Raw genomic sequence first — 20128 nt, 5'->3', positions numbered from 1 at the left:
AGGAAGCGGATTTCCGAGTGACACTGACACATTCGCAGTCGCCGATCGTCGGGCGCGGTCAGCTGATCGGTCTGATCACCGAGGTGGCCTCTGGTGTCGCGGCCGCGCCTCAGGCAGTGATTTTGGTCGGCGAACCGGGTATCGGTAAGTCGACGCTGCTGCGTTTCGCGGTGGCATCGCTGGAACCACAGCGGGTGACTGTGCTCTTTGCCGGTGGTTCTGAGCCCGACCATGTACGGCCCTTCACCGCATTGACCGAGTTGATCTGGCCTATTACCGAGCGAATTGGCGAGTTGCCCGCGCCGCTGCGGGACGCCTTGCACGACATCGTCAATGGCGGCCCCGCCGCTGAGGGGCACGGACCGGCGCTGATTCAGCAGGCAGTGCTGGCTCTGCTGGCGATCGTCGCCGCCCATCTGCCCGTGGTGATCGTGCTCGACGACTTCGACCGGTTCGACCCGGACTCCCGCCAGGTGCTCACGTACGTGATCAGTCGGGTTCCGCACCTTGCCATCCGATTGTTGATCAGCGCCCGGCGGATGGACCTGCTCAATGGCCTGGACCGTGCCATCCGGGTGGTCGAGGTTGCGCCCCTGACCGATGCCGCGGCGGCGGAGCTGATCGAGTCCCAGTCGCTGGCCCCTGACGCGAGCGTCCGCGGTGAGATCATCCGCTGGTCCGGCGGTAATCCGTTGGCTCTCATCGAATCCGCCCGGTTTTACGGCAAAACGGGTTCGGTCAGGTTCCGGGGTAACCACATGGTCGGTTCCGGATTTGCGCACGCGTTGTTCGCCGCGCAACTGTCGGAGCTGCCGCCGGATGCGAGGCGGCTGACGTTGTTCGCCGCCGCAGGGGCCGGCTACGAGACCATCGACACCGTCACGGCCGCAGCCGGTTTCGGTGCGGACTTGTGGCGGTGGGAGCCTGCCATCGCACGGTCCCTGGTGAGCGTCACCGAGGACCGACGTGTGCAGTTCAGTCACGCCTTGCTCCGCAGTGTGGCCTACAGCGAAGGGGACCTGGCTGATCGGCGCACCGCCCATATTGCTCTGGCCGCTTCCCCGCAATTGGACGTGGCTTGCCGCGCTTGGCATCTGGCGTCGGCGGCGGCCGGTCCCGACGAGACCGTGGCAGCTCTGTTGGAGCAGGGCGCGGAGCGCTCGCGACAGCGTGGTGGCTACCTCGAGGTGGCGAGGGCACTGCAGCGGGCCGCTGAATTGAGCCCTGGTGCCCAGGATGCGGCCCGGCGATTCACGCTGGCCTCGGTGGCGGCCAACTTCGGCGGTGACCCGTCCTGGGCGCTGTCGCTGAATGCCAGTGCAGTCCAGCGCTCGGAGGACCCGGAGATAGTCGGTCATGCCGCGTTGACTCGAGCCTCGGTGCTGCTGCAATCAGCGCGGCCGGCAGAGGCAGCCGAAGTGGTTCGCAGCGCGCTCGACGGTGCAACTCCGTCCAACTCACGCGTGCGGCTGGCGTTGATGTACACCGGCGCATCGGCGGCGTACTACTCCGGAGAATTGGTGCACCGGAGCCGCCTTGGCCGCTGGCTACAGGATTCTGATCGAGATATATTGGGGGAGACCGTAATTCCTACGCCCTTCCCCGCAGCGGCCGGGCCTGTACAACGTGCATATATCGCCATGTACGCACAGGCCGCGAGCAGCGCCCACGATCGTCCAGCGTCATGGGATCGGCGTTGGCTGCATCCGATGTCCGCTCCGGTCGAGCCGTTTCGGCGCCTCGTTGTGGGAGCGATGGCGTATGCCACGGAGGACAGTGCCCTGGCGGTCACCGAATTGCGGGAAGCCGTCGAGCAGCTCAAAGCAGCCGGTGGTCTGCGCGGCTTCACGTTCGCCATCGCGCCGCTGGCATGGGGGCTGCACGATACCGGTCGGTGGTCAGAACTGCGGGCACTGCTGGACGAGACCGAAACCTTGTGCGGGGTCTACGATCTGGCGTTGCTTCACGCCGAAAGCAACGTCGTGCGTGCCCATCTGTTGTCATGTTGTGGTGATACGGACGCGGCGGACGCCGCCATCGACGCGGCGTCACGTGTCATCGCCGACAAATGCGGCACCGCAACCCGAGCCGCATCGACGTGGGCCACCGGGCGGAACGCGCTGGCCCGCAGCGAGTTCGAATCTGCCTACCTGGCGTTTCGGCAGATGTTCGACGCCGATGGCGAACCGACTCATTTCGTCGTATCCCATCGGGCAATCGCGGATCTGGCGTGGGCCGCCGCGCGCAGCAGTCGCCTGGAAGAGGCCCGGCCATTGGTGGCCTCGATCGGCCGCCAGCTCGGGTCTGATCCTCCTGTGCGACTGCGGCTTCTGCGACACCAGGCGCTTGCGCTGACGATCACCACGCATCTGGCCGAACGCCACTACCGACTGGCCGTGTTCGATCCTGCCGGTGACCAGTGGCCGATGGAACGCGCACGGGCCCGCCTGCACTACGGCGAATGGTTGCGGCGGGCGCGTCGTCCTGCCGAGGCTCGAACCCAGCTCACAGCTGCCCTTCAGGTATTCGAACGGCTCGGCGCGGCTCCGTATGCACAGATCGCGCGCGCCGAACTTCGTGCCGCCGGTGTGGGGGCATCGACGGGTACCAATGCCGTCGCCGGCCTCGATTCACTGACTGCGCAGGAACGGCAGATCGTCTCGATGGCAGCCTCGGGGCTGACGAATCCCGAGATCGGCCAACGACTCAATCTATCGCCGCGAACGATCGCTTCCCACCTGTACAACGTGTATCCCAAGCTGGGAGTCAGTCGGCGCCATCAACTGCGGGATCTGTTGGGGGACTAGTGCGTACTCGGGTCCGTGATGATTTCGACCAGTGCCGGGCCCGGATGGTTGAGCGCCTCGGTGATGGCTGCGCCAAGCTCTGCCGGGTTGGTTACCCGGCGACCGTAGCCACCGCAACTTCTCGCGTACTCGGCGAAGTCCGGATTGAGCAGTGACGTCTGCCAAACCGCGTATTCGGCCCCGCGCTGCTCCTCGCTGATCTTCGCGAGCTCGCCGTTGTTCAGCAGGATGTGGGTGATGTTCATGTCGTACTTCACCGCCGTGGTGAAGTCGGCGAGGTACTGACCGAAGCCGCCGTCGCCGGTGATCGCGACGATCGGACGCTCCGGCGCGGCCGCCCACGCGCCCATGGCTGCCGGGAAACCGAACCCGATCGAGCCGAGATAGCCGGACATGAGCACCGACTGCTCGGTGGTTTCGAAGTAGCGCCCGAACGAGTACGCGTGATTGCCGACATCGACGGCCAACACGGCATTCTCCGGGACCAGGCGGCTGAGTTCCTCGAAAACGGTTGCGGCAGCTACCCGTCCGTCCGGATGTTTGACGGCGCGCCGGCCTTTCTCCGTACGCCAGACCGACCAGCGCTCAGCGACCTCCGGGCGTTGGTCCGCCAGCGCCGGGTTCGGGCGAAGCCCGTCGAGAACGGCGGTGGCGGTGACCCCCACGTCGCCGAGCACCGGAACCGTCACCGGACGGAACCGGCCGAGCATCATGGGGTCGGTATCCACCTGGATGATCGGTTTGTACGGCGAGATCCCGGTGTGATTCGAGAAGGAGGCGCCGAACACCAGCAGGAGGTCGGACTTGTTCATCATCCACGACGCGACAGGAGTGCCCGACCGGCCCAGCACGCCGCACGCGAGCGGGTGGGCGTCAGAGATCTGTCCCTTGGCTTTGAATGTGGTCAGCACGGGCGCGTTCAAGCGTTCGGCCAGTGCGATGACTGCCGGCATGTCGAACTTCGCCCCGGCGCCGACGACGATCAATGGCCGGGTCGCTGTCGCGATCAGCTCGAGCGCCTGGTCGAGAGCGGACGCGGGGGGTGATACCCGAAGGTCGGGCATACGGCCTTGGGGCCCAGAGGCTTTCTGGTTCGGGGCCCCGAGAATCTGCACCTCGTCGGGGAGGACGAGATGGCCGACGCCCCGTTCGAGGATCGCGTGTTTGAGGGCCATGGTCATCAATTCAGCGTGGTCGGAGCCGGAGCGCACCATTGCCGAGTACGCGGAGACATCGGCGAACGCGGCGAGCAGGTCGATGTCCTGGAAGGCGCCTTTACCGGCGACCGAGGAGTCGACATTGCCCGACAGTGCCAGGACCGGGGCGCGGTCGGATTTGGCGTCGTACAGGCCGGTCAGCAGGTTGGTAGAGCCAGGGCCGGCGATGCCGAAACACGCGGCGGGCCGGCCGGTGAGCTTGCCGTAGGCGGCCGCCGCGAACGCCGCGGCCCCTTCGTGCCGGATGCCGAAATAACGCAGTTTGCCATCCGTTTCGGCTCGGTGCATCGCCTCGGCGAGACCGAGATTCGAGTGGCCGACCATGCCGAAAACGGTGTCGACTCCCCAGTTGGTCATGGTCTCCACGAGTACATCGCTCACCGTGCGCGGGTGTGCGGCCGGAGGCGGAGTTCCGACGTAGACGCCGTCCTCGCGCACCTCCACCGGATACGTGCGCACGTTGAAATCAGGGCCGCCCGCGGCCTCGCCGGTGAACGGATCGAAGTCGAAACCATGCCAGGGACAACGGATTTTGTCGTTCTCCAGGGTGCCCTGGCCGAGCGGACCACCCTGGTGAGGGCACCGGTTGTCGATGGCACCGTAGCGGCCTTCGAGTTTGGTCAGTGCCACGGTCTTGAGCCCGACCGGACACATGGCCACCTCGCCCTCGTCGAGCGTGTCGATATCGACGGCCTTGTGCCAGTTGAGATCTTGATCAGTCACAGTGGGGTGGCTCCCGCGTAGGGGACTCCGCTGAGGTAGGCGAAGTCGCGATCGAAGGTGACGAGGTCGTCGATGTTGAAGTCCGCCAGATTCCGATGGCCGCAGGCCCGGGCCAGCACCACCATCAGATCGACGGTCGAGCGCAGGAACCGGTTCAAGCGTTGTGCCCCGGCCGGTATCGGCAATCGGGCGCGCAATTGAGGGTCTTGGGTGGCGATGCCGGCTGGACAGCTGTTGGTATTGCAGGCGCGCATTCCGACGCACCCTATGGCTTGCAGTGCGGCGTTGGAGAGAGCGATGGCGTCCGCGCCCAGAGCCATTGCCTTGACCATGTCGGCCGGAGTACGGATACCGCCCGTGATCACCAACGTGACCTGGCCGGCTTGTGAGCGATCGAGGTGCCTACGGGCACGTGCCAGCGCCGGGATGGTCGGCACGGAGATGTTGTCGCGGAAAATCGTCGGGGCGGCACCGGTTCCACCACCTCGGCCGTCGAGGATGATGTAGTCGACTCCGATCTGCAGGGCGGCGTCGATATCGCGTTCGATGTGCTGGGCGCTCATCTTGTATCCCACCGGGATACCGCCCGAGATCTCGCGCACTTCGGCCGCGAATTCTTCGAAGGGCCGCAACGACGTCCAGTCCGGGAAGCGCGCCGGCGAGACGGCTGCGGTTCCCGGGGGCAGCCCGCGAACCTCGGCGATCTTGCCCACCACTTTGTTGCCCGGAAGATGGCCGCCGGTGCCTGTCTTGGCGCCTTGACCGCCCTTGAAATGAAACGCCTGCACCTGGCGGACCCGGTCGAAGCTCCACCCGAATCTGCCCGATGCGAGCTCGTAGAAGTACTTCGAATTCTGTTGCTGCTCTTCGGGAAGCATGCCGCCCTCGCCCGAGCAGATACCCGTCCCGGCCAGTTCCGCGCCGGCAGCGAGGGCGGTCTTGGCTTCCTCGGACAGGGCACCGAAACTCATGTCGCTCACGAACAACGGGATATCCAGGGTCAGCGGCCGCCGCGCCCCCGGCCCGATCACCGTCTGGGTGTTCACCGGTTCCCCGTCGAGCAGCGGCAGCCGCGCGAGTTGGGCGGTGAGCACCTGGATCGAATCCCACGACGGGAGTTGGTCTCGCGGGACGCCCATGGCCGCAGTCGGACCGTGTTCGCTGTTCAAACCGTGTGCAGCCAACTGGTGAATCTGCGTGACGAACGGTTCCTCTGCGGTGTCGGACGGTTTGATCCACCGACCTTGATATCCGTCATCGTCGTAGGTCGGCGGGTTCTCACGGGCATAGGCGTCGACCGCGGCCTGATCGACGTAGACCGCCCCGTCGGAGACCCAGGTGGGAAACGTCGCGAGCGTGACGGCGGGATTGACCGGCGCGACCCCGGTCTGGATCTCGTAGCGCCAGCCGTGTAGACCGCACACCAGCAGGTCGCCCTCGATGCGACCGTCGGACATCAGGGCACCGCGGTGTGCGCAGCGCCCATACAGCGCCCGGACGTCGTCGCCCTGCCGGACCAACACCAGGTCCACACCGGAGACGCGGACGGTGATCGGTGCGTCCTCGGCCAGCTCATCGAGCGACGCAACCCGCACCGCCGTCGTGGAATCAGGCGTCATCGGTGTGGGTCTTGGTCATGTCACTCCTGATCCGGTGGAACACCTGCGGGGCGGACGGTCAGTGTAATCAGAGGTGTCTGTTGAACTCTCGGCGATTGACGCCCATAGGCGCATCAGTCACCTGACTGATGCGTTTTGACTCCCGACGTCCAAGGCTGTGGAACGGTGAGATGGCGCGCACAACAACATTCCCATATGGTTCGTCGAGAAGAGTCACGTGATGACCGACTACTCCACCGCATCGGCAATCGTCAACGTCGAATACCTCGACAGCCACAGCGCTCGGCTGCCGATCTAGGTGAGCGCGCAGGCTCGAACCCTCGGCGTCGTTCTGGCCGCCGGTGGCGGCGAACGCTATGGGATGCCGAAAGTCGCAGCTGCCCAAGGCTTATGGCTGCAGCTCGCAGTGGCCGCGTTGGACGGCGGTGGCGTCTCCCGGGTTCCGGTCCTCATCGGGCGGTCCTACTGGGAGGAACTTCTGCCCAGCCTGTATGGCGACGTCGGCGCCGCGCCGTTTCTGGCGGCCTGCGGCGATCTGGTCAGCGTTGAATGCTCCGATCTCGCCAACGGAGATGACATCGATGCGAAATAGGGCTGTGCTGCAATGGATTTACGACAGATACCGGTACAACATGGATGTTGTCGCCGTCACCGTTCTCGACACCTTTGATCGCTCTCCGTACCCGGCCGGATCGATGATGGCCTTCGATCGATCCGAACGCTTCGAAGGCAGCGTGTCATCTGGTTGCGTCGAGGCAGACCTCTACGAGCGTGCCCACGCCGTGTTTGGTGAGCATCCGGACACGTTGGCCGGGTTCGGTTGTCAGATCATCGATTTCGATGCAGATCTGTCGGCCCGCGACCCATTTGCCCCACCGGGGCCGTGCCGCGGAACTCTCAGGGTCGCCATGCACCCGGTGACGCCGCAGCAGTTTCCGGAGTTGGCGACGCTCATGTCGGTGGTGCAGCAGGGCAGGCCTGCCACCACCTTCTTGAACCTGCGCACGGGTCAGACATCGCTGATGCGAGGTGACGATGCGCCGGTGTTTCGTGCCGACTACGAACCCAGCCCGCGCATGCTGATCTTCGGGATCAGTGACATCGCAACCGGGCTTGCCGCTCTGGCGTTGCCGTTGGGCTATGCCGTCACCGTGTGCGATCCCCGGCCCGCATTCCTGCAGGAGGAACGTTTTCCGGGGGCGGACTTGGTTCGGGACTGGCCGGACCGTTACCTGTGCCAGGAACGAAAAACGGGCCGTGTCCATGCCGATACGGCAATCGTGGATCTGACCCATGACGATCGGTTCTCGATTCCGCTGCTCATCGAGGCACTGGATTCGCGGCTTTGGGCCGAAGACACGCAGCCGACCTTCGTCGGCGCCCTGGGATCGCGGACCCGCTCGCTCAACAGGCGTCACGCGCTCCGCCGGCACGGGTTGGCGCCCGCTGACGTCAGCCGTCTCCAGGCGCCGATCGGGTTGGACCTCGGCGGCCGTGAGGCGCCGCATATCACGTTGTCGATCCTCGCTCACGTGGTGGCAGCCAACGAAGGAGGCAGCGGCCTGCCTCGCTGCCAGTTGGTCGACTGATGACGGGCCGCCCGCGACATCGGACACTCACCACGACAAAAGATCTGGACATCTTCAAGGGGCGAATATGGCTGACCTGACAGGCAAAGTAGCGATCGTGACGGGTGGCGGTTCGGGAATCGGCGAGGCCGCCGCGGTGGCGATGGCTCGCGCCGGAGCCGCCGTCGTCATCGGCGGCAGAGATGCGGGCAAGGGAGAACGCGTCGTCGAGATCATCCGGAGCAGTGGGGGACAGGCTGTCTTTCAGGCGACCGACGTCAGCAATCCCGCTGAGGTCAAGGCACTGGTCGCGCGGACGGTCAGCGAATTCGGCCGCCTCGACATCGCGCACAACAACGCCGGGGTGGACGGCGAACAGGTCCCATTGCACGAGCAGGACATCGACGGAGCGTCGGTGCTCTTCGATATCAACATCAAGGGCGTCTTCTACTGCATGAAATACGAGATCGAGCAGATGCTCGCGACCGGCGGCGGCGCGATCGTGAACACCTCATCGATCTTCGGACTGAACGGCTATCCCGGCTGGTCGCTATACACGGCCGCGAAACACGCCGTCACCGGTATGACCAAGGCAGCGGCCCTTGACTACGCCACCCAGAACATCCGGATCAACGCCGTCGGTCCCGGGCCGGTCGAAACCCCACTCCTGGCCAACGGCACCGGCGGCGACCCGCATAGTTATGCGGCGTTCGTGCCCATGGGTCGTATCGGCCAACCTGATGAGATCGCTGACGCCGTCGTCTGGCTGCTGTCGGACGAAGCGAGATACGTCACCGGCCACACACTGCCTGTCGACGGAGGCGTCTGCGCTCAGTGATTTAGGCGCGCTCCGTCACGGCCGGCGGTACGGAGCGCGCACTAAAAACGCTCAACGCGCCCGCAGTACCTCGAGCGCCTTGTCGGCGTGGGAGTCCATGGAGATCTCGCTGGCGATGACCTCGAGCACCTTGCGGTCGGTGTCGATGACGAACGTGGTCCGCTTGACCGGCATCAGCTTGCCGAGCAGGCCACGTTTGACACCGAACTGCTCGGCGACCGCACCTGAGGTGTCGGACAGCAGCGGGTAGTCGAAGCTGTGCTTCTCGGCGAATTTGTCCTGCTTCTCCACCGCGTCCATGCTGATCCCGACCCGGGACGCACCGACGGCGGCGAAGTCGGCCGCCAGGTCGCGGAAGTGGCAGGCCTCCATGGTGCAGCCCGGCGTCATGGCCGCGGGGTAGAAGAACAGCACGATCGGCCCATTGGCCAACAGTTCGGAAAGACTGCGGTTCGTCCCGGTCTGGTCGGGGAGATTGAACTCTGCGACGACGTCACCACGTTTCATGGGTGCCACGCTACTTCTGGGAGGATGGCCGCGTGAAGACGACCTCACGTGAGGAATTCCGGGCGCTGGCCGCCGAGCACCGCGTCGTGCCGGTAACGCGCAAGGTGCTCGCCGACAGCGAGACGCCGCTGTCGGCCTACCGCAAGCTGGCCGCCAACCGTCCCGGCACGTTTCTGCTGGAATCGGCAGAGAACGGGCGGTCGTGGTCCCGGTGGTCCTTCATCGGCGCGGGCGCGCCCTCAGCGCTGACCGTTCGGGACGGTGAAGCGGTCTGGCTGGGGAACACGCCGCAGGACGCGCCCAGTGGCGGCGACCCGCTGCAGGCGGTGCGCGACACCCTCGCGCTGCTGCAGACCGCACCCGTCCCGGGCCTGCCGCCGCTGTCGAGCGGTCTGGTCGGGTACTTCGCCTACGACATGGTGCGCCGTCTCGAGCGGCTGCCGGAGCTGGCGGTCGACGACCTCAAGCTGCCGGACATGGTGCTGCTGTTGGCCACCGACATGGCGGCCGTCGACCACCACGAGGGCACCATCACGCTCATCGCCAACGCGGTGAACTGGAACGGCACCGACGAGCGCGTCGACTGGGCGTATGACGATGCGGTGGCACGTCTCGATGTCATGACCACGGCACTGGGGGAGCCGCTGCCGTCGAGCATCGCGACCTTCAGTCGGCCGCAGCCGCAGCCCCGGCAGCAGCGCACGGTCGAGGAGTACACCGCGATCGTCGAGAAGCTGGTCGGTGACATCGAGGCCGGCGAGGCATTCCAGGTGGTGCCGTCGCAGCGGTTCGAGATGGACACCGCCGCCGACCCCATCGACGTATACCGGATGCTGCGGGTGACCAACCCGAGCCCGTATATGTATCTGCTCAACGTGCCCAATGCCGAAGGCGGCCTTGACTTCTCGGTCGTCGGGTCCAGCCCCGAAGCGCTCGTCACGGTGAAGGACGGGGTGGCCACCACCCACCCGATCGCCGGTACCCGGTGGCGCGGCGCCACCGAAGAGGACGACATCCTCCTGGAAAAGGAGCTGCTGGCTGACGACAAGGAGCGCTCCGAGCACTTGATGCTGGTCGATCTGGGCCGCAACGATCTGGGCCGGGTCTGCCGGCCCGGGACCGTGCGGGTCGAGGACTACAGCCACATCGAGCGCTACAGCCACGTCATGCACCTGGTCTCCACCGTCACCGGCCATCTTGCCGATGACAAGACCGCGCTGGACGCCGTCACCGCCTGCTTCCCGGCCGGGACGCTGTCCGGTGCGCCGAAGGTGCGGGCCATGGAGCTCATCGAAGAGGTCGAGCTGACCCGTCGTGGTCTGTACGGCGGCGTGCTCGGGTATCTCGACTTCGCCGGCAACGCCGACTTCGCCATCGCGATCCGCACCGCGCTCATGCGCGGCGGCACCGCCTACGTGCAGGCCGGTGGCGGCGTCGTGGCGGACTCCAACGGGCCGTACGAATACAACGAGTCGTCAAACAAGGCCAAGGCCGTGCTGGCGGCCATCGCGGCCGCCGAGACGCTGAGCGAGCCGTGAGGACCACCCGCACCGCTCAGGTGCTGCTGCTCGTCGCCGCGCTGATGCTGTGGGGCGCCTCCCGGCTGCCCTGGGTCGACGTGTCGTCGTTCGACGGGCTGGGCCAGCCCAAGACGACGACGCTGTCCGGCGCCGCCTGGTCGACGGCCCTCATTCCGCTGGCGCTGCTTGCCGGCGCTGCCGCGGTGGCGGCGCTGGCGGTGCGCGGCTGGGCGCTGCGGTTGCTGGCGCTGCTGGTCGCCGTCGCGAGTGCCGGGATGGGATATCTGGCCATCAGCCTGTGGGTGGTCACCGACGTCTCCGTGCGCGCGGCCGACATGGCGCAGATCGCGGTCATGTTCCTGGTCGGGACGCAGCGGCACTACTGGGGCGCCGGCGTGACGCTGGCGGCCGCCGTGTTGACGCTGGTCGGAGCCGTTCTGCTGATGCGTTCGGCGGGTCACAAGGCCGCCGCGCCGGCCACCTCCAAATACGCTGCGCCGGGTGCACGCCGCGAAGCCGTACCGGAAGAAGCTGCCGACGGCATGTCCGAACGGATGATGTGGGATGCCCTCGACGAGGGGCATGATCCGACCCAGAACGGGGGTGGGAGCAAATGAGCGTGGCCCGGTGGCAGTCCGCGCCGCCCCGACGACTACCCTTCGAGAAGATCATCTGGCTTGCCGAACCGGCACGGAAGGACGACGACGCGCTATGACTTCGGGGACCGTGCTCGACTCCATCATCGAGGGAGTTCGCGCTGATGTTGCCGCCCGCGAAGCCGCGCTGAGTCTGACCGAGGTCAAGGAGCGGGCCAAGCAGGCACCGTCAGCCAAGGATGCGCTCGCCGCGCTGCGTGAGCCGGGCATCGGCGTCATCGCCGAGGTGAAGCGGGCCAGCCCCAGCAAGGGTGCGTTGGCGCAGATCGACGATCCGGCCAAGCTGGCCAAGGCCTACGAGTCCGGCGGTGCCCGGGTGATCAGTGTGCTGACCGAGGAGCGTCGCTTCCACGGTTCCTTGGCAGACCTGGACGCCGTGCGTGCCGCGGTGTCGATTCCGGTGCTGCGCAAGGACTTCGTCGTCACCCCGTACCAGATTCACGAGGCCCGGGCCCACGGCGCCGACATGCTGCTGCTGATCGTCGCCGCGCTCGAGCAGTCGGTTCTGACCTCGATGATCGATCGGACCGAGTCTCTCGGGATGACCGCACTGGTCGAGGTGCACACCGAGGAGGAGGCCGACCGGGCTCTGCAAGCCGGTGCCCAGGTCATCGGCGTCAACGCCCGCGACCTGAAGACGCTGGAGGTCGACCGCGACTGCTTCGGCCGCATCGCTCCGGGCCTGCCGAGCAACATCATCCGGATCGCGGAGTCGGGGGTGCGTGGCACCGCTGACCTGCTGGCCTACGCCGGTGCCGGCGCCGACGCAGTGCTGGTCGGTGAAGGCCTGGTGACCAGCGGTGATCCCCGCAGCGCCGTCGCCGACCTGGTGACTGCCGGCACGCACCCGTCCTGCCCGAAACCAGCCCGCTGAATTGCGGGCTCCTGCGCGAAGAGCAGCCTGAGTTCTCATGTCTGATCGCACTGGTACTGAATTGCCGCGGATGAGCGCGGCGGTAGCCGAAGCCACAAGCCACGACCCCGACGCCAAGGGGCACTTCGGTGCCTACGGTGGTCGCCTGGTGCCCGAGGCGCTGATGGCGGTCATCGAAGAGGTCACCGCGGCCTACGACAAGGTCCGCACCGACCAGACCTTCCTCGACGAGCTCGACCGCCTGCAGCAGCACTACACCGGCCGGCCGTCGCCGTTGTACGAAGCGACGCGGCTGTCCGAACATGCCGGCGGCGCGCGGCTGTTTCTCAAACGAGAAGACCTGAACCACACCGGTTCTCACAAGATCAACAACGTGCTCGGCCAGGCGCTACTGGCCAAGCGCATGGGCAAGACCCGCGTCATCGCCGAGACCGGTGCCGGCCAGCACGGCGTCGCGACCGCTACGGCCTGCGCGCTGCTCGGCCTCGAGTGCGTTGTCTACATGGGCGCGGTCGACACCGCCCGGCAGGCGCTGAACGTGGCCCGGATGCGGCTGCTCGGCGGCACCGTGGTGGCAGTCGAGGCCGGCTCGGCGACCCTCAAGGACGCCATCAACGAAGCCTTCCGCGACTGGGTCACCAACGCCGACAACACCTATTACTGCTTCGGCACCGCGGCCGGGCCACATCCGTTCCCCGTCATGGTGCGCGACTTCCAGCGGGTCATCGGCATGGAGGCGCGGGTCCAGGTGCAGCAGCAGGCCGGCCGACTGCCTGATGCGGTAACCGCGTGTGTCGGCGGTGGATCGAACGCCATCGGCATCTTCCACGCTTTCATCGATGACCCGGGCGTACGGCTGGTCGGATTCGAGGCGGCCGGCGACGGCGTCGAAACCGGAAGGCACGCAGCCACTTTCGCCGGCGGATCCCCGGGCGCGTTCCAGGGTTCGTTCTCTTACCTGCTGCAGGACGAGGACGGTCAGACCATCGAATCGCATTCCATCTCAGCCGGTTTGGATTACCCGGGCGTCGGTCCCGAGCACGCCTACCTCAAGGACACCGGCCGTGCCGAGTACCGGCCGATCACCGACACCGAGGCCATGGAAGCGTTCCGGCTGCTGTGCCGCACCGAGGGCATCATCCCGGCGATCGAGTCAGCGCACGCGGTGGCGGGTGCCCTGAAATTGGGTAAGGAGCTCGGGCCTTCCGCGGTGATCGTGGTGAACCTGTCCGGCCGCGGCGACAAGGACGTCGAGACCGCCGCGAAATGGTTCGGGCTACTGGACGGTGAGACTGGGGAAGCGTCATGAGCCGACTGGCTGGATTGTTCGAATCGTGCCGGGCCGAAGGGCGTTCGGCGCTGATCGGGTACCTGCCGACCGGCTACCCGGACGTGCAGACCTCGATCGACGCGATGGTGGCGATGGCCGAATCCGGTTGCGACATCATCGAAGTCGGCGTCGCCTACTCCGATCCGGGCATGGACGGGCCGGTTATCGCGGCCGCCACCAACGTCGCCCTTCAGGGTGGGGTACGGGTCCGCGATGCGTTGAAGGCCGTCGAGGCCATCAGCAACGCCGGTGGTCACGCCGTCGTCATGACCTACTGGAATCCGGTGCTGCGCTGGGGCGTCGACGCGTTCGCGCGCGATCTGGCCTCGGCCGGCGGGCTCGGACTGATCACCCCCGACCTCATCCCCGACGAGGCCGACGAGTGGTTCAGCGTCTCCGACGCCCACAGCCTGGACCGGATCTTCCTGGTGGCGCCGTCGTCCACCCCGGAGCGACTGGCTGCCACCGTCCAGGCCTCGCGCGGGTTCGTCTACGCCGCCTCCACCATGGGCGTCACGGGTGCGCGCGATGCGGTGTCGAACATGGCGCCCGAGTTGGTTTCCCGGGTGCGGGCCGTGTCGGACATCCCGGTGGGTGTCGGCCTCGGTGTGCGGTCACGGGAACAGGCCGCCGAGATCGCGGCCTACGCCGACGGCGTCATCGTCGGCTCGGCGTTGGTATCCGCGCTCGGTGACGGCGGCATCCCCGCGGTACGAGCTTTGTCCGAAGAACTGGCCCACGGAGTACGACAGAAAGTTTCCGCGTGACCACATCGTTGCTGGCATACATCCCGAGTCCGGCCCAGGGCGTCTGGCACTTGGGGCCAGTACCGATCCGGGCCTATGCGCTCTGCATCATCACCGGCATCATCGCCGCGCTGATCATCGGCGATCGCCGATGGGTCGCGCGCGGTGGTGAACCGGGAGTCATCTACGACATCGCGTTGTGGACGGTGCCGTTCGGTCTCATCGGTGGCCGCCTGTACCACCTGATGACCGACTGGCGCACGTACTTCGCCGAGGGCGGTGCAGGTATCGGGGCAGCCGTCCGGATCTGGGACGGCGGCCTGGGCATCTGGGGTGCGGTCGCGCTCGGTGGCGTCGGCGCATGGATCGGCTGCCGCCGGCACGGAATTCCGCTGCCGGCTTTTGGTGATGCCATCGCACCCGGGGTGATCCTGGCTCAGGCCATCGGCCGGCTGGGAAACTACTTCAACCAGGAGCTGTACGGCCGCCCGACCGATCTGCCGTGGGGCCTGGAGATCTTCCAGCGCAGCGACGGTTCCGGTGTGGTGAACCCGCACTTGCTCAACGGGGTCTCGACCGGGCAGGTCTACGAGATCGTGCACCCGACGTTCCTCTACGAATTGCTGTGGAACCTCCTGGTTTTCTTCTTCCTGCTGTGGGCCGACCGCCGCTTCAAGCTCGGTCACGGCCGGCTGTTCGCGCTGTACGTCGCCGCCTACTGCGTCGGTCGGTTCGGCGTCGAGCTGATGCGCAGCGACACCGCCACGCTGATCGCCGGTATCCGCGTCAACTCGTTCACCTCGACGTTCGTGTTCATCGGCGCAGTGGTCTACATGATGGTGGCGCCACGGGGCCGTGAGGATCCGGCAACGCTCGGTGGCCGGCAAGCCGACGAGGCCGAGGTCGAGGCCGATGTCGACGCCGAGGGCGCTGCGGCGTTGGCCGTCCCGGTGGCCGTCGCGGCCGGTGTCATTGCCGGCGGTGCCGCGGTAACCGATGGCGATGAGGTTGCTGACCTCGTCGAACCCGCGGCCGACAGCGATGTCGCCGACGAGGCCGACGCCGTCGAGACCCAGCCCGACGAAACCGAAGCCCTCGCCGCGCAGGCCGTCGACGCCGAGGACGCGGAGGAATCGGTCGACGAAGACGCCGTCGATGCCGAGGCGGCCGTCGAGGAATCTGGCGACGAATCCACCGAGGAGCCAGTCGATTCCGACGAAGTCGAGGAAGAAGACGAGTCGGACGCCGAGGCGGAAGAGCTGGCTGGCGACGAACCTGAGGTGGAGCCGGCCGAGGCCGATGCCGCCGAGGACGAGCCGGTCGTGGAGTCCGAGGGGGCACCGGAATCCGAGGAGGTAGCTGACGAGGCTGCTGTCGAGACGGACGTCGCGGATGCCGACGACGTTGCGGATGCCGCTGATGCTGCTGAGGGCGAGCCGGTTGTGGAGTCGGAGGGGGCACCGGAATCCGAGGAGGTAGCTGACGAGGCTGCTGTCGAGACGGACGTCGCGGATGCCGACGACGTTGCGGATGCCGCTGATGCTGCCGAGGGCGAGCCCGTCGTGGAGTCGGAGGGGGCACCGGAATCCGAGGAGGTAGCTGACGAGGCTGCTGTCGAGACGGACGTCGCGGACGCGGACGACGTTGCGGATGCCGCTGATGCTGCCGAGGGCGAGCCGGTTGTGGAGTCGGAGGGGGCACCGGAATCCGAGGAGGTAGCTGACGAGGCTGCTGTCGAGACGGACGTCGCGGACGCCGACGACGTTGCGGATGCCGCTGATGCTGCCGAGGGCGAGCCGGTTGTGGAGTCGGAAGAAGCTACAGAGTCCGACGATTCGGTTGGCGAATCCGAGACGGCCGACGAAGCTGCGCCGAAGACAGAAGCCACCGAAAAGGTTGAGCCGGTTGGGGTTCCCGTGTGGGAGCCGCCGGCGCCCCGTCGTCGTTGGTGGCGCCGGCAGGGCTGAGCCCGCACTTCGTCATTGCGAAAGTGCGCACAACCTGGACTTTCATGCAAAGGGTATGTTCCCGACTCGCCGGTTGCGTGAGCCCGTGCGGTGGTTGGATGTCCCTGTGGATGACATGGCCGACGGAGCGCAGCAGTCTCGGCAGGACCGCATCCTCAATGCGGCGCTACAGGTGTTTGCGCAACGAGGCACGTCCGATGCGACGTTGCAGATGGTCGCGGATACCGCCGGTGTCTCGGTCGGGTTGGTGCAGCACCATTTCGGTACCAAGGACGGTTTGATCAAGGCTGTCGACGACGTGGCCTTGACCCTCATCAGTGCAACGATGTTTGCTGCGCTCGAGAGCCCGGGACAGGATTCGGTTGCCGCGATCGGCCGGGCGGTGCACCGTCTGCTCACCGATCATTTGGTGGTCATGGATTACCTGGGGCGCTCGGTGGCTTCTGAAACTCCCAGTGGCATGGCGATATTCGACGCGATGGCGCGCGGCGGCATCGAGCGGTGGCAGCGGATGATCGACACCGGGGACGCGGTCGACGGGCTCGATGCGGTCTGGGCGGGTCTGAATCCCTTGGTTCTGACCCTGGGGTCGATCATCCTGCGCCGCCACCTCGACCGGCATCTGCCCGCGTCGTTCACCTCTGACGCGGAATTGACCAGGTGGGAAGACTCGGTCAACGAGCTGATCCGTCACGGTCAGTTGCGCCGATAAACCCCGCCGGGTTTGCCCGAACCGTTACAATACGGCAATATTGTCGCTGGTTCACGGCGAACGTCGGTGTCGAGGGGTCACCGACGTTCGCATTGCACATCGCGCGCACGCGTAGCGGCTTCCCCTAAGCGCCCTGGACATCAGCTGGCGCCATCCCGGACCGGCCTCATGGCGGGCATCATGGACTGATGGCGTCGGCAGGCAGGCTCGGAGGCGTGGCGGCGGTGGCCGGCACCGGAGCCGCGGCAGTAGGTGCGCTGACGTATGTCGGCCTGGCTGATCCGCACCGCCCCGGATTCGGGTTTCCCCCGTGCCCGTTCAAGGCGGTGACGGGGTGGAACTGTCCGCTGTGCGGTGGGCTTCGGATGACTCACGACGTGTTGCACGGCGACTTCTCGGCTGCGGTGGTCGACAACGTGTTCGCGCTCGTCGGACTGCCATTGTTGGTGGCGTGGCTGGTCGTGTGCTGGCGGCGCCGGCTGTCGGTGACGCCTCCACTCGTCACGGCGCTGGTGGCGATGGCGGTGTGGACGGTGGTCCGCAATCTCCCGGGCTTTCCGCTGGTGCCGACGCTCATCCAGCAGTAGACACCACGCAGCAACTCCGCGTTCCACAGCTGTTGTCGTGCCGACAGCGCTCCCGGCGGGCCGTTATCTGAATCGATCCACTATGCTCATGCACCGTGAATAGGCGCGGAAAAATCGTCTGTACGCTCGGCCCGGCTACGTCTTCCGACGAGACCGTAAGGGCGCTGGTGGATGCTGGGATGGATGTGGCGCGGCTGAATTTCAGCCATGGCGCGCACGCTGACCATGAGGCGGCGTACAAGAGCGTGCGCGCGGCTTCGGACGCGTCCGGCCGCGCGGTCGGCGTGCTGGCCGATCTGCAGGGTCCCAAAATCCGGCTCGGTCGTTTCGCTGACGGTCGCACCGAGTGGCGCACCGGCGAGACGGTTCGGATCACCGTCGACGACTGCGAGGGCACCCACGACCGGGTGTCGACCACCTACAAGCAGCTGGCCGAAGACGCCGTCGCTGGTGACCGCCTGCTCGTCGACGACGGCAAGGTCGGCCTGACGGTCGAGAAGATCGACGGCAACGACGTCGTCTGCACCGTCACCGAAGGCGGGCCGGTCAGCAACAACAAAGGCCTGTCCCTGCCCGGGATGAACGTGTCCGTCCCGGCGCTGTCGGAGAAGGACATCGACGACCTGGAGTTCGCGCTGAGGCTCGGCGTCGATCTGATCGCGCTGTCGTTCGTCCGGTCTCCGGCCGACATCGAGCTGGTCCACGAGATCATGGATCGGGTCGGCAGGCGCGTCCCGGTGATCGCCAAGCTGGAGAAGCCCGAGGCCGTCGACAACCTCGAGGCCATCGTGCTGGCCTTCGACGCCGTCATGGTTGCCCGTGGCGATCTGGGTGTCGAACTGCCGCTGGAAGAAGTGCCGTTGGTGCAGAAGCGCGCCATCCAGATGGCCAGGGAGAATGCCAAACCCGTCATCGTGGCCACCCAGATGCTGGAGTCGATGATCGAGAACTCCCGGCCCACCCGGGCCGAGGCTTCGGACGTCGCCAACGCGATTCTCGACGGCGCCGACGCCGTCATGCTCTCCGGTGAGACGTCGGTCGGCAAGTACGCGCTCGAGGCGGTGCGGACCATGGCGCGCATCGTGAAAGCTGTTGAGGCGAATTCCACCGACGCACCGCCGTTGACCCACGTGCCCCGCACCAAGCGTGGTGTCATCTCCTACGCGGCCCGCGATATCGGGGAGCGGCTGGACGCCAAGGCGCTGGTCGCGTTCACCCAGTCGGGCGATACCGTCCGCCGGCTGTCCCGTCTGCACACACCGCTGCCGCTGCTGGCCTTCACCGACCTGCCGGAGGTGCGCAGTCAGCTGGCACTGACCTGGGGAACCGAGACGTTCATCGTGCCGCAGATGGACAGCACCGACGGCATGATCCAGGAGGTCGACAAGGCGCTGTTGGAGCTGGACCGCTACAAGCGCGGTGACCTGGTGGTCATCGTCGCGGGAGCGCCGCCGGGCACAGTAGGCTCGACCAACCTGATCCACGTGCACCGGATCGGGGAGGAAGACCACTAGCACGCCGGGGCGAGCGAAGCGGCGGGAAGGAAGACAGCGACACGTGACGACAGCGGATTTCGAGGAACTGCTCAAGGTTCTCGACGTCACCCAGGTCGATGACGACACCTTCACCGGTGGTCATCCGAGCCGCAACCCGGTCCGCACCTTCGGTGGCCAGATGATGGCGCAGGCATTTGTCGCCGCGAGCCGCACCGTGCCGCCGAAGCTGCCGCCGACGACGCTGTCGACGCACTTCATCGCCGGCGGTGACCCGGAGCGCGACCTCGAGTTCAAGGTGGTCCGGCTGCGCGACGAACGGCGGTTCGCCAACCGCCGGGTCGACGTGATGCAGGGCGACACCCTGCTGGCGACGGCGCTGGTGTCACACCTGGCCGGCGGGCGCAGTCTCGAGCACGCCGTCGCAGCGCCCAAGGTGCCGGATCCGTTGTCACTGCCCACGATTGACGACCTGCTGAAGGGCTACGAGGAGACCGTTCCGCTGTTCGTCGAGGCGCTCAAGCCCATCGAATGGCGCTATACCAACGACCCGGCCTGGGTGATGCGGGACAAGGGCGGCAGGCTCGACCACAACCGAGTGTGGCTCAAAACGATGGGCGCCATGCCCGACGATCCGGTACTGCACGCCGCGGCGCTGGTCTACTCGTCGGACACGACGCTGCTCGACTCGATCATCACCACCCACGGTCTGTCATGGGGCCACGACCGGATTTTCGCGGTCAGTATGAACCACACCGTCTGGTTCCACCGGCCCATCAAGTTCGACGAGTGGGTGCTGTATTCGACGACGTCGCCGGTGGCCGCCGACTCCCGGGGTCTGGCGTCCGGCCATTTCTTCGACCGGGCCGGCCAGGTGCTGGCGACGGTGACTCAGGAAGGCATCGTCAAACACTTTCCGGGCTAACGGGTTTCGGGACCGTTAGCCCTCGACGGTCGCCGAATT

At 66.5% G+C, this 20128-nt stretch carries 17 protein-coding genes; 14 read left to right on the top strand and 3 right to left on the bottom strand.

Annotation, left to right across the window (positions count from 1 at the left end):
• Positions 1-17 precede the first annotated feature (17 nt).
• Positions 18-2807 (top strand): helix-turn-helix transcriptional regulator, encoded by a 2790-nt coding sequence (locus G6N59_RS05305; protein ID WP_138231127.1) that lies wholly within the window; start codon positions 18-20, stop codon positions 2805-2807.
• Here G6N59_RS05305 and G6N59_RS05300 read toward each other — a convergent pair.
• Both G6N59_RS05300 and G6N59_RS05295 read right to left on the bottom strand, forming a co-directional pair.
• Entirely contained in the window at positions 2804-4747 is a 1944-nt protein-coding gene (locus G6N59_RS05300) for a thiamine pyrophosphate-dependent enzyme (protein ID WP_138231126.1), read from the bottom strand. The genes G6N59_RS05305 and G6N59_RS05300 overlap by 4 nt on opposite strands.
• On the bottom strand, positions 4744-6366 hold the full coding sequence (locus tag G6N59_RS05295; RefSeq protein WP_138231125.1) for a glutamate synthase-related protein: 1623 nt from the start codon (positions 6364-6366) through the stop codon (positions 4744-4746). The genes G6N59_RS05300 and G6N59_RS05295 overlap by 4 nt, the downstream gene beginning before the upstream one ends.
• 298 nt (positions 6367-6664) lie before the next feature.
• On the opposite strand from G6N59_RS05295, the gene G6N59_RS05290 reads away from it, so the two are divergent.
• The 3 genes from G6N59_RS05290 to G6N59_RS05280 all read left to right on the top strand — a co-directional run bounded on the left by G6N59_RS05290 (position 6665) and on the right by G6N59_RS05280 (position 8772).
• Positions 6665-6958, top strand: a complete 294-nt coding sequence (locus G6N59_RS05290; RefSeq protein WP_138231124.1) for a glycosyltransferase family protein — start codon at positions 6665-6667, stop codon at positions 6956-6958.
• Positions 6948-7955: an XdhC family protein gene (locus G6N59_RS05285; protein WP_163910993.1), complete on the top strand. Its 1008-nt coding sequence runs from the start codon at positions 6948-6950 to the stop codon at positions 7953-7955. Before G6N59_RS05290 ends, G6N59_RS05285 begins: the two co-directional genes overlap by 11 nt.
• A gap of 67 nt (positions 7956-8022) precedes the next feature.
• Positions 8023-8772 carry a glucose 1-dehydrogenase gene (locus tag G6N59_RS05280; protein WP_138231122.1) on the top strand — a complete coding sequence of 250 codons (750 nt, stop codon included), beginning with the start codon at positions 8023-8025 and terminating at the stop codon, positions 8770-8772.
• Positions 8773-8823: 51 nt separating this feature from the next.
• Here G6N59_RS05280 and G6N59_RS05275 read toward each other — a convergent pair whose 3' ends face one another.
• The gene (locus tag G6N59_RS05275; protein ID WP_163910990.1) at positions 8824-9279 is read right to left on the bottom strand and encodes a peroxiredoxin; all 456 of its coding nucleotides are present in this window, start codon (positions 9277-9279) and stop codon (positions 8824-8826) included.
• A 32-nt stretch (positions 9280-9311) separates the two neighbouring features.
• Between G6N59_RS05275 and G6N59_RS05270 the strand changes: the two genes are divergently transcribed.
• The 10 genes from G6N59_RS05270 to G6N59_RS05225 all read left to right on the top strand — a co-directional run bounded on the left by G6N59_RS05270 (position 9312) and on the right by G6N59_RS05225 (position 20089).
• Positions 9312-10817 (top strand): anthranilate synthase component I, encoded by a 1506-nt coding sequence (locus G6N59_RS05270; RefSeq protein WP_138231120.1) that lies wholly within the window; start codon positions 9312-9314, stop codon positions 10815-10817.
• 44 nt (positions 10818-10861) lie between these two features.
• Positions 10862-11416 carry a TIGR02234 family membrane protein gene (locus G6N59_RS05265; protein ID WP_234884308.1) on the top strand — a complete coding sequence of 185 codons (555 nt, stop codon included), beginning with the start codon at positions 10862-10864 and terminating at the stop codon, positions 11414-11416.
• Positions 11417-11510: 94 nt separating this feature from the next.
• The gene (trpC, locus tag G6N59_RS05260) at positions 11511-12329 is read left to right on the top strand and encodes an indole-3-glycerol phosphate synthase TrpC (protein WP_138231118.1); all 819 of its coding nucleotides are present in this window, start codon (positions 11511-11513) and stop codon (positions 12327-12329) included.
• Positions 12330-12366: 37 nt separating this feature from the next.
• Positions 12367-13638: a tryptophan synthase subunit beta gene (trpB, locus tag G6N59_RS05255; RefSeq protein WP_138231117.1), complete on the top strand. Its 1272-nt coding sequence runs from the start codon at positions 12367-12369 to the stop codon at positions 13636-13638.
• The gene (gene trpA / locus G6N59_RS05250; RefSeq protein WP_138231116.1) at positions 13635-14426 is read left to right on the top strand and encodes a tryptophan synthase subunit alpha; all 792 of its coding nucleotides are present in this window, start codon (positions 13635-13637) and stop codon (positions 14424-14426) included. Before trpB ends, trpA begins: the two co-directional genes overlap by 4 nt.
• On the top strand, positions 14423-16372 hold the full coding sequence (gene lgt / locus G6N59_RS05245; RefSeq protein ID WP_138231115.1) for a prolipoprotein diacylglyceryl transferase: 1950 nt from the start codon (positions 14423-14425) through the stop codon (positions 16370-16372). Before trpA ends, lgt begins: the two co-directional genes overlap by 4 nt.
• Positions 16373-16487: 115 nt before the next feature.
• Positions 16488-17084: a TetR/AcrR family transcriptional regulator gene (locus G6N59_RS05240; protein ID WP_234884307.1), complete on the top strand. Its 597-nt coding sequence runs from the start codon at positions 16488-16490 to the stop codon at positions 17082-17084.
• A gap of 188 nt (positions 17085-17272) precedes the next feature.
• Positions 17273-17671: a DUF2752 domain-containing protein gene (locus tag G6N59_RS05235; protein ID WP_138231113.1), complete on the top strand. Its 399-nt coding sequence runs from the start codon at positions 17273-17275 to the stop codon at positions 17669-17671.
• Between the two features lie 95 nt (positions 17672-17766).
• Positions 17767-19185, top strand: a complete 1419-nt coding sequence (pyk, locus tag G6N59_RS05230) for a pyruvate kinase (RefSeq protein ID WP_138231112.1) — start codon at positions 17767-17769, stop codon at positions 19183-19185.
• Between the two features lie 43 nt (positions 19186-19228).
• On the top strand, positions 19229-20089 hold the full coding sequence (locus tag G6N59_RS05225; RefSeq protein WP_138231111.1) for an acyl-CoA thioesterase II: 861 nt from the start codon (positions 19229-19231) through the stop codon (positions 20087-20089).
• Positions 20090-20128 lie beyond the last annotated feature (39 nt).

Source organism: Mycolicibacterium aubagnense (genome assembly GCF_010730955.1).
Classification (GTDB): Bacteria; Actinomycetota; Actinomycetes; order Mycobacteriales; family Mycobacteriaceae; genus Mycobacterium; species Mycobacterium aubagnense.
Note: the sequence above shows the minus strand (reverse complement) of the source record. Positions and strands in the feature narration are given on the sequence as shown.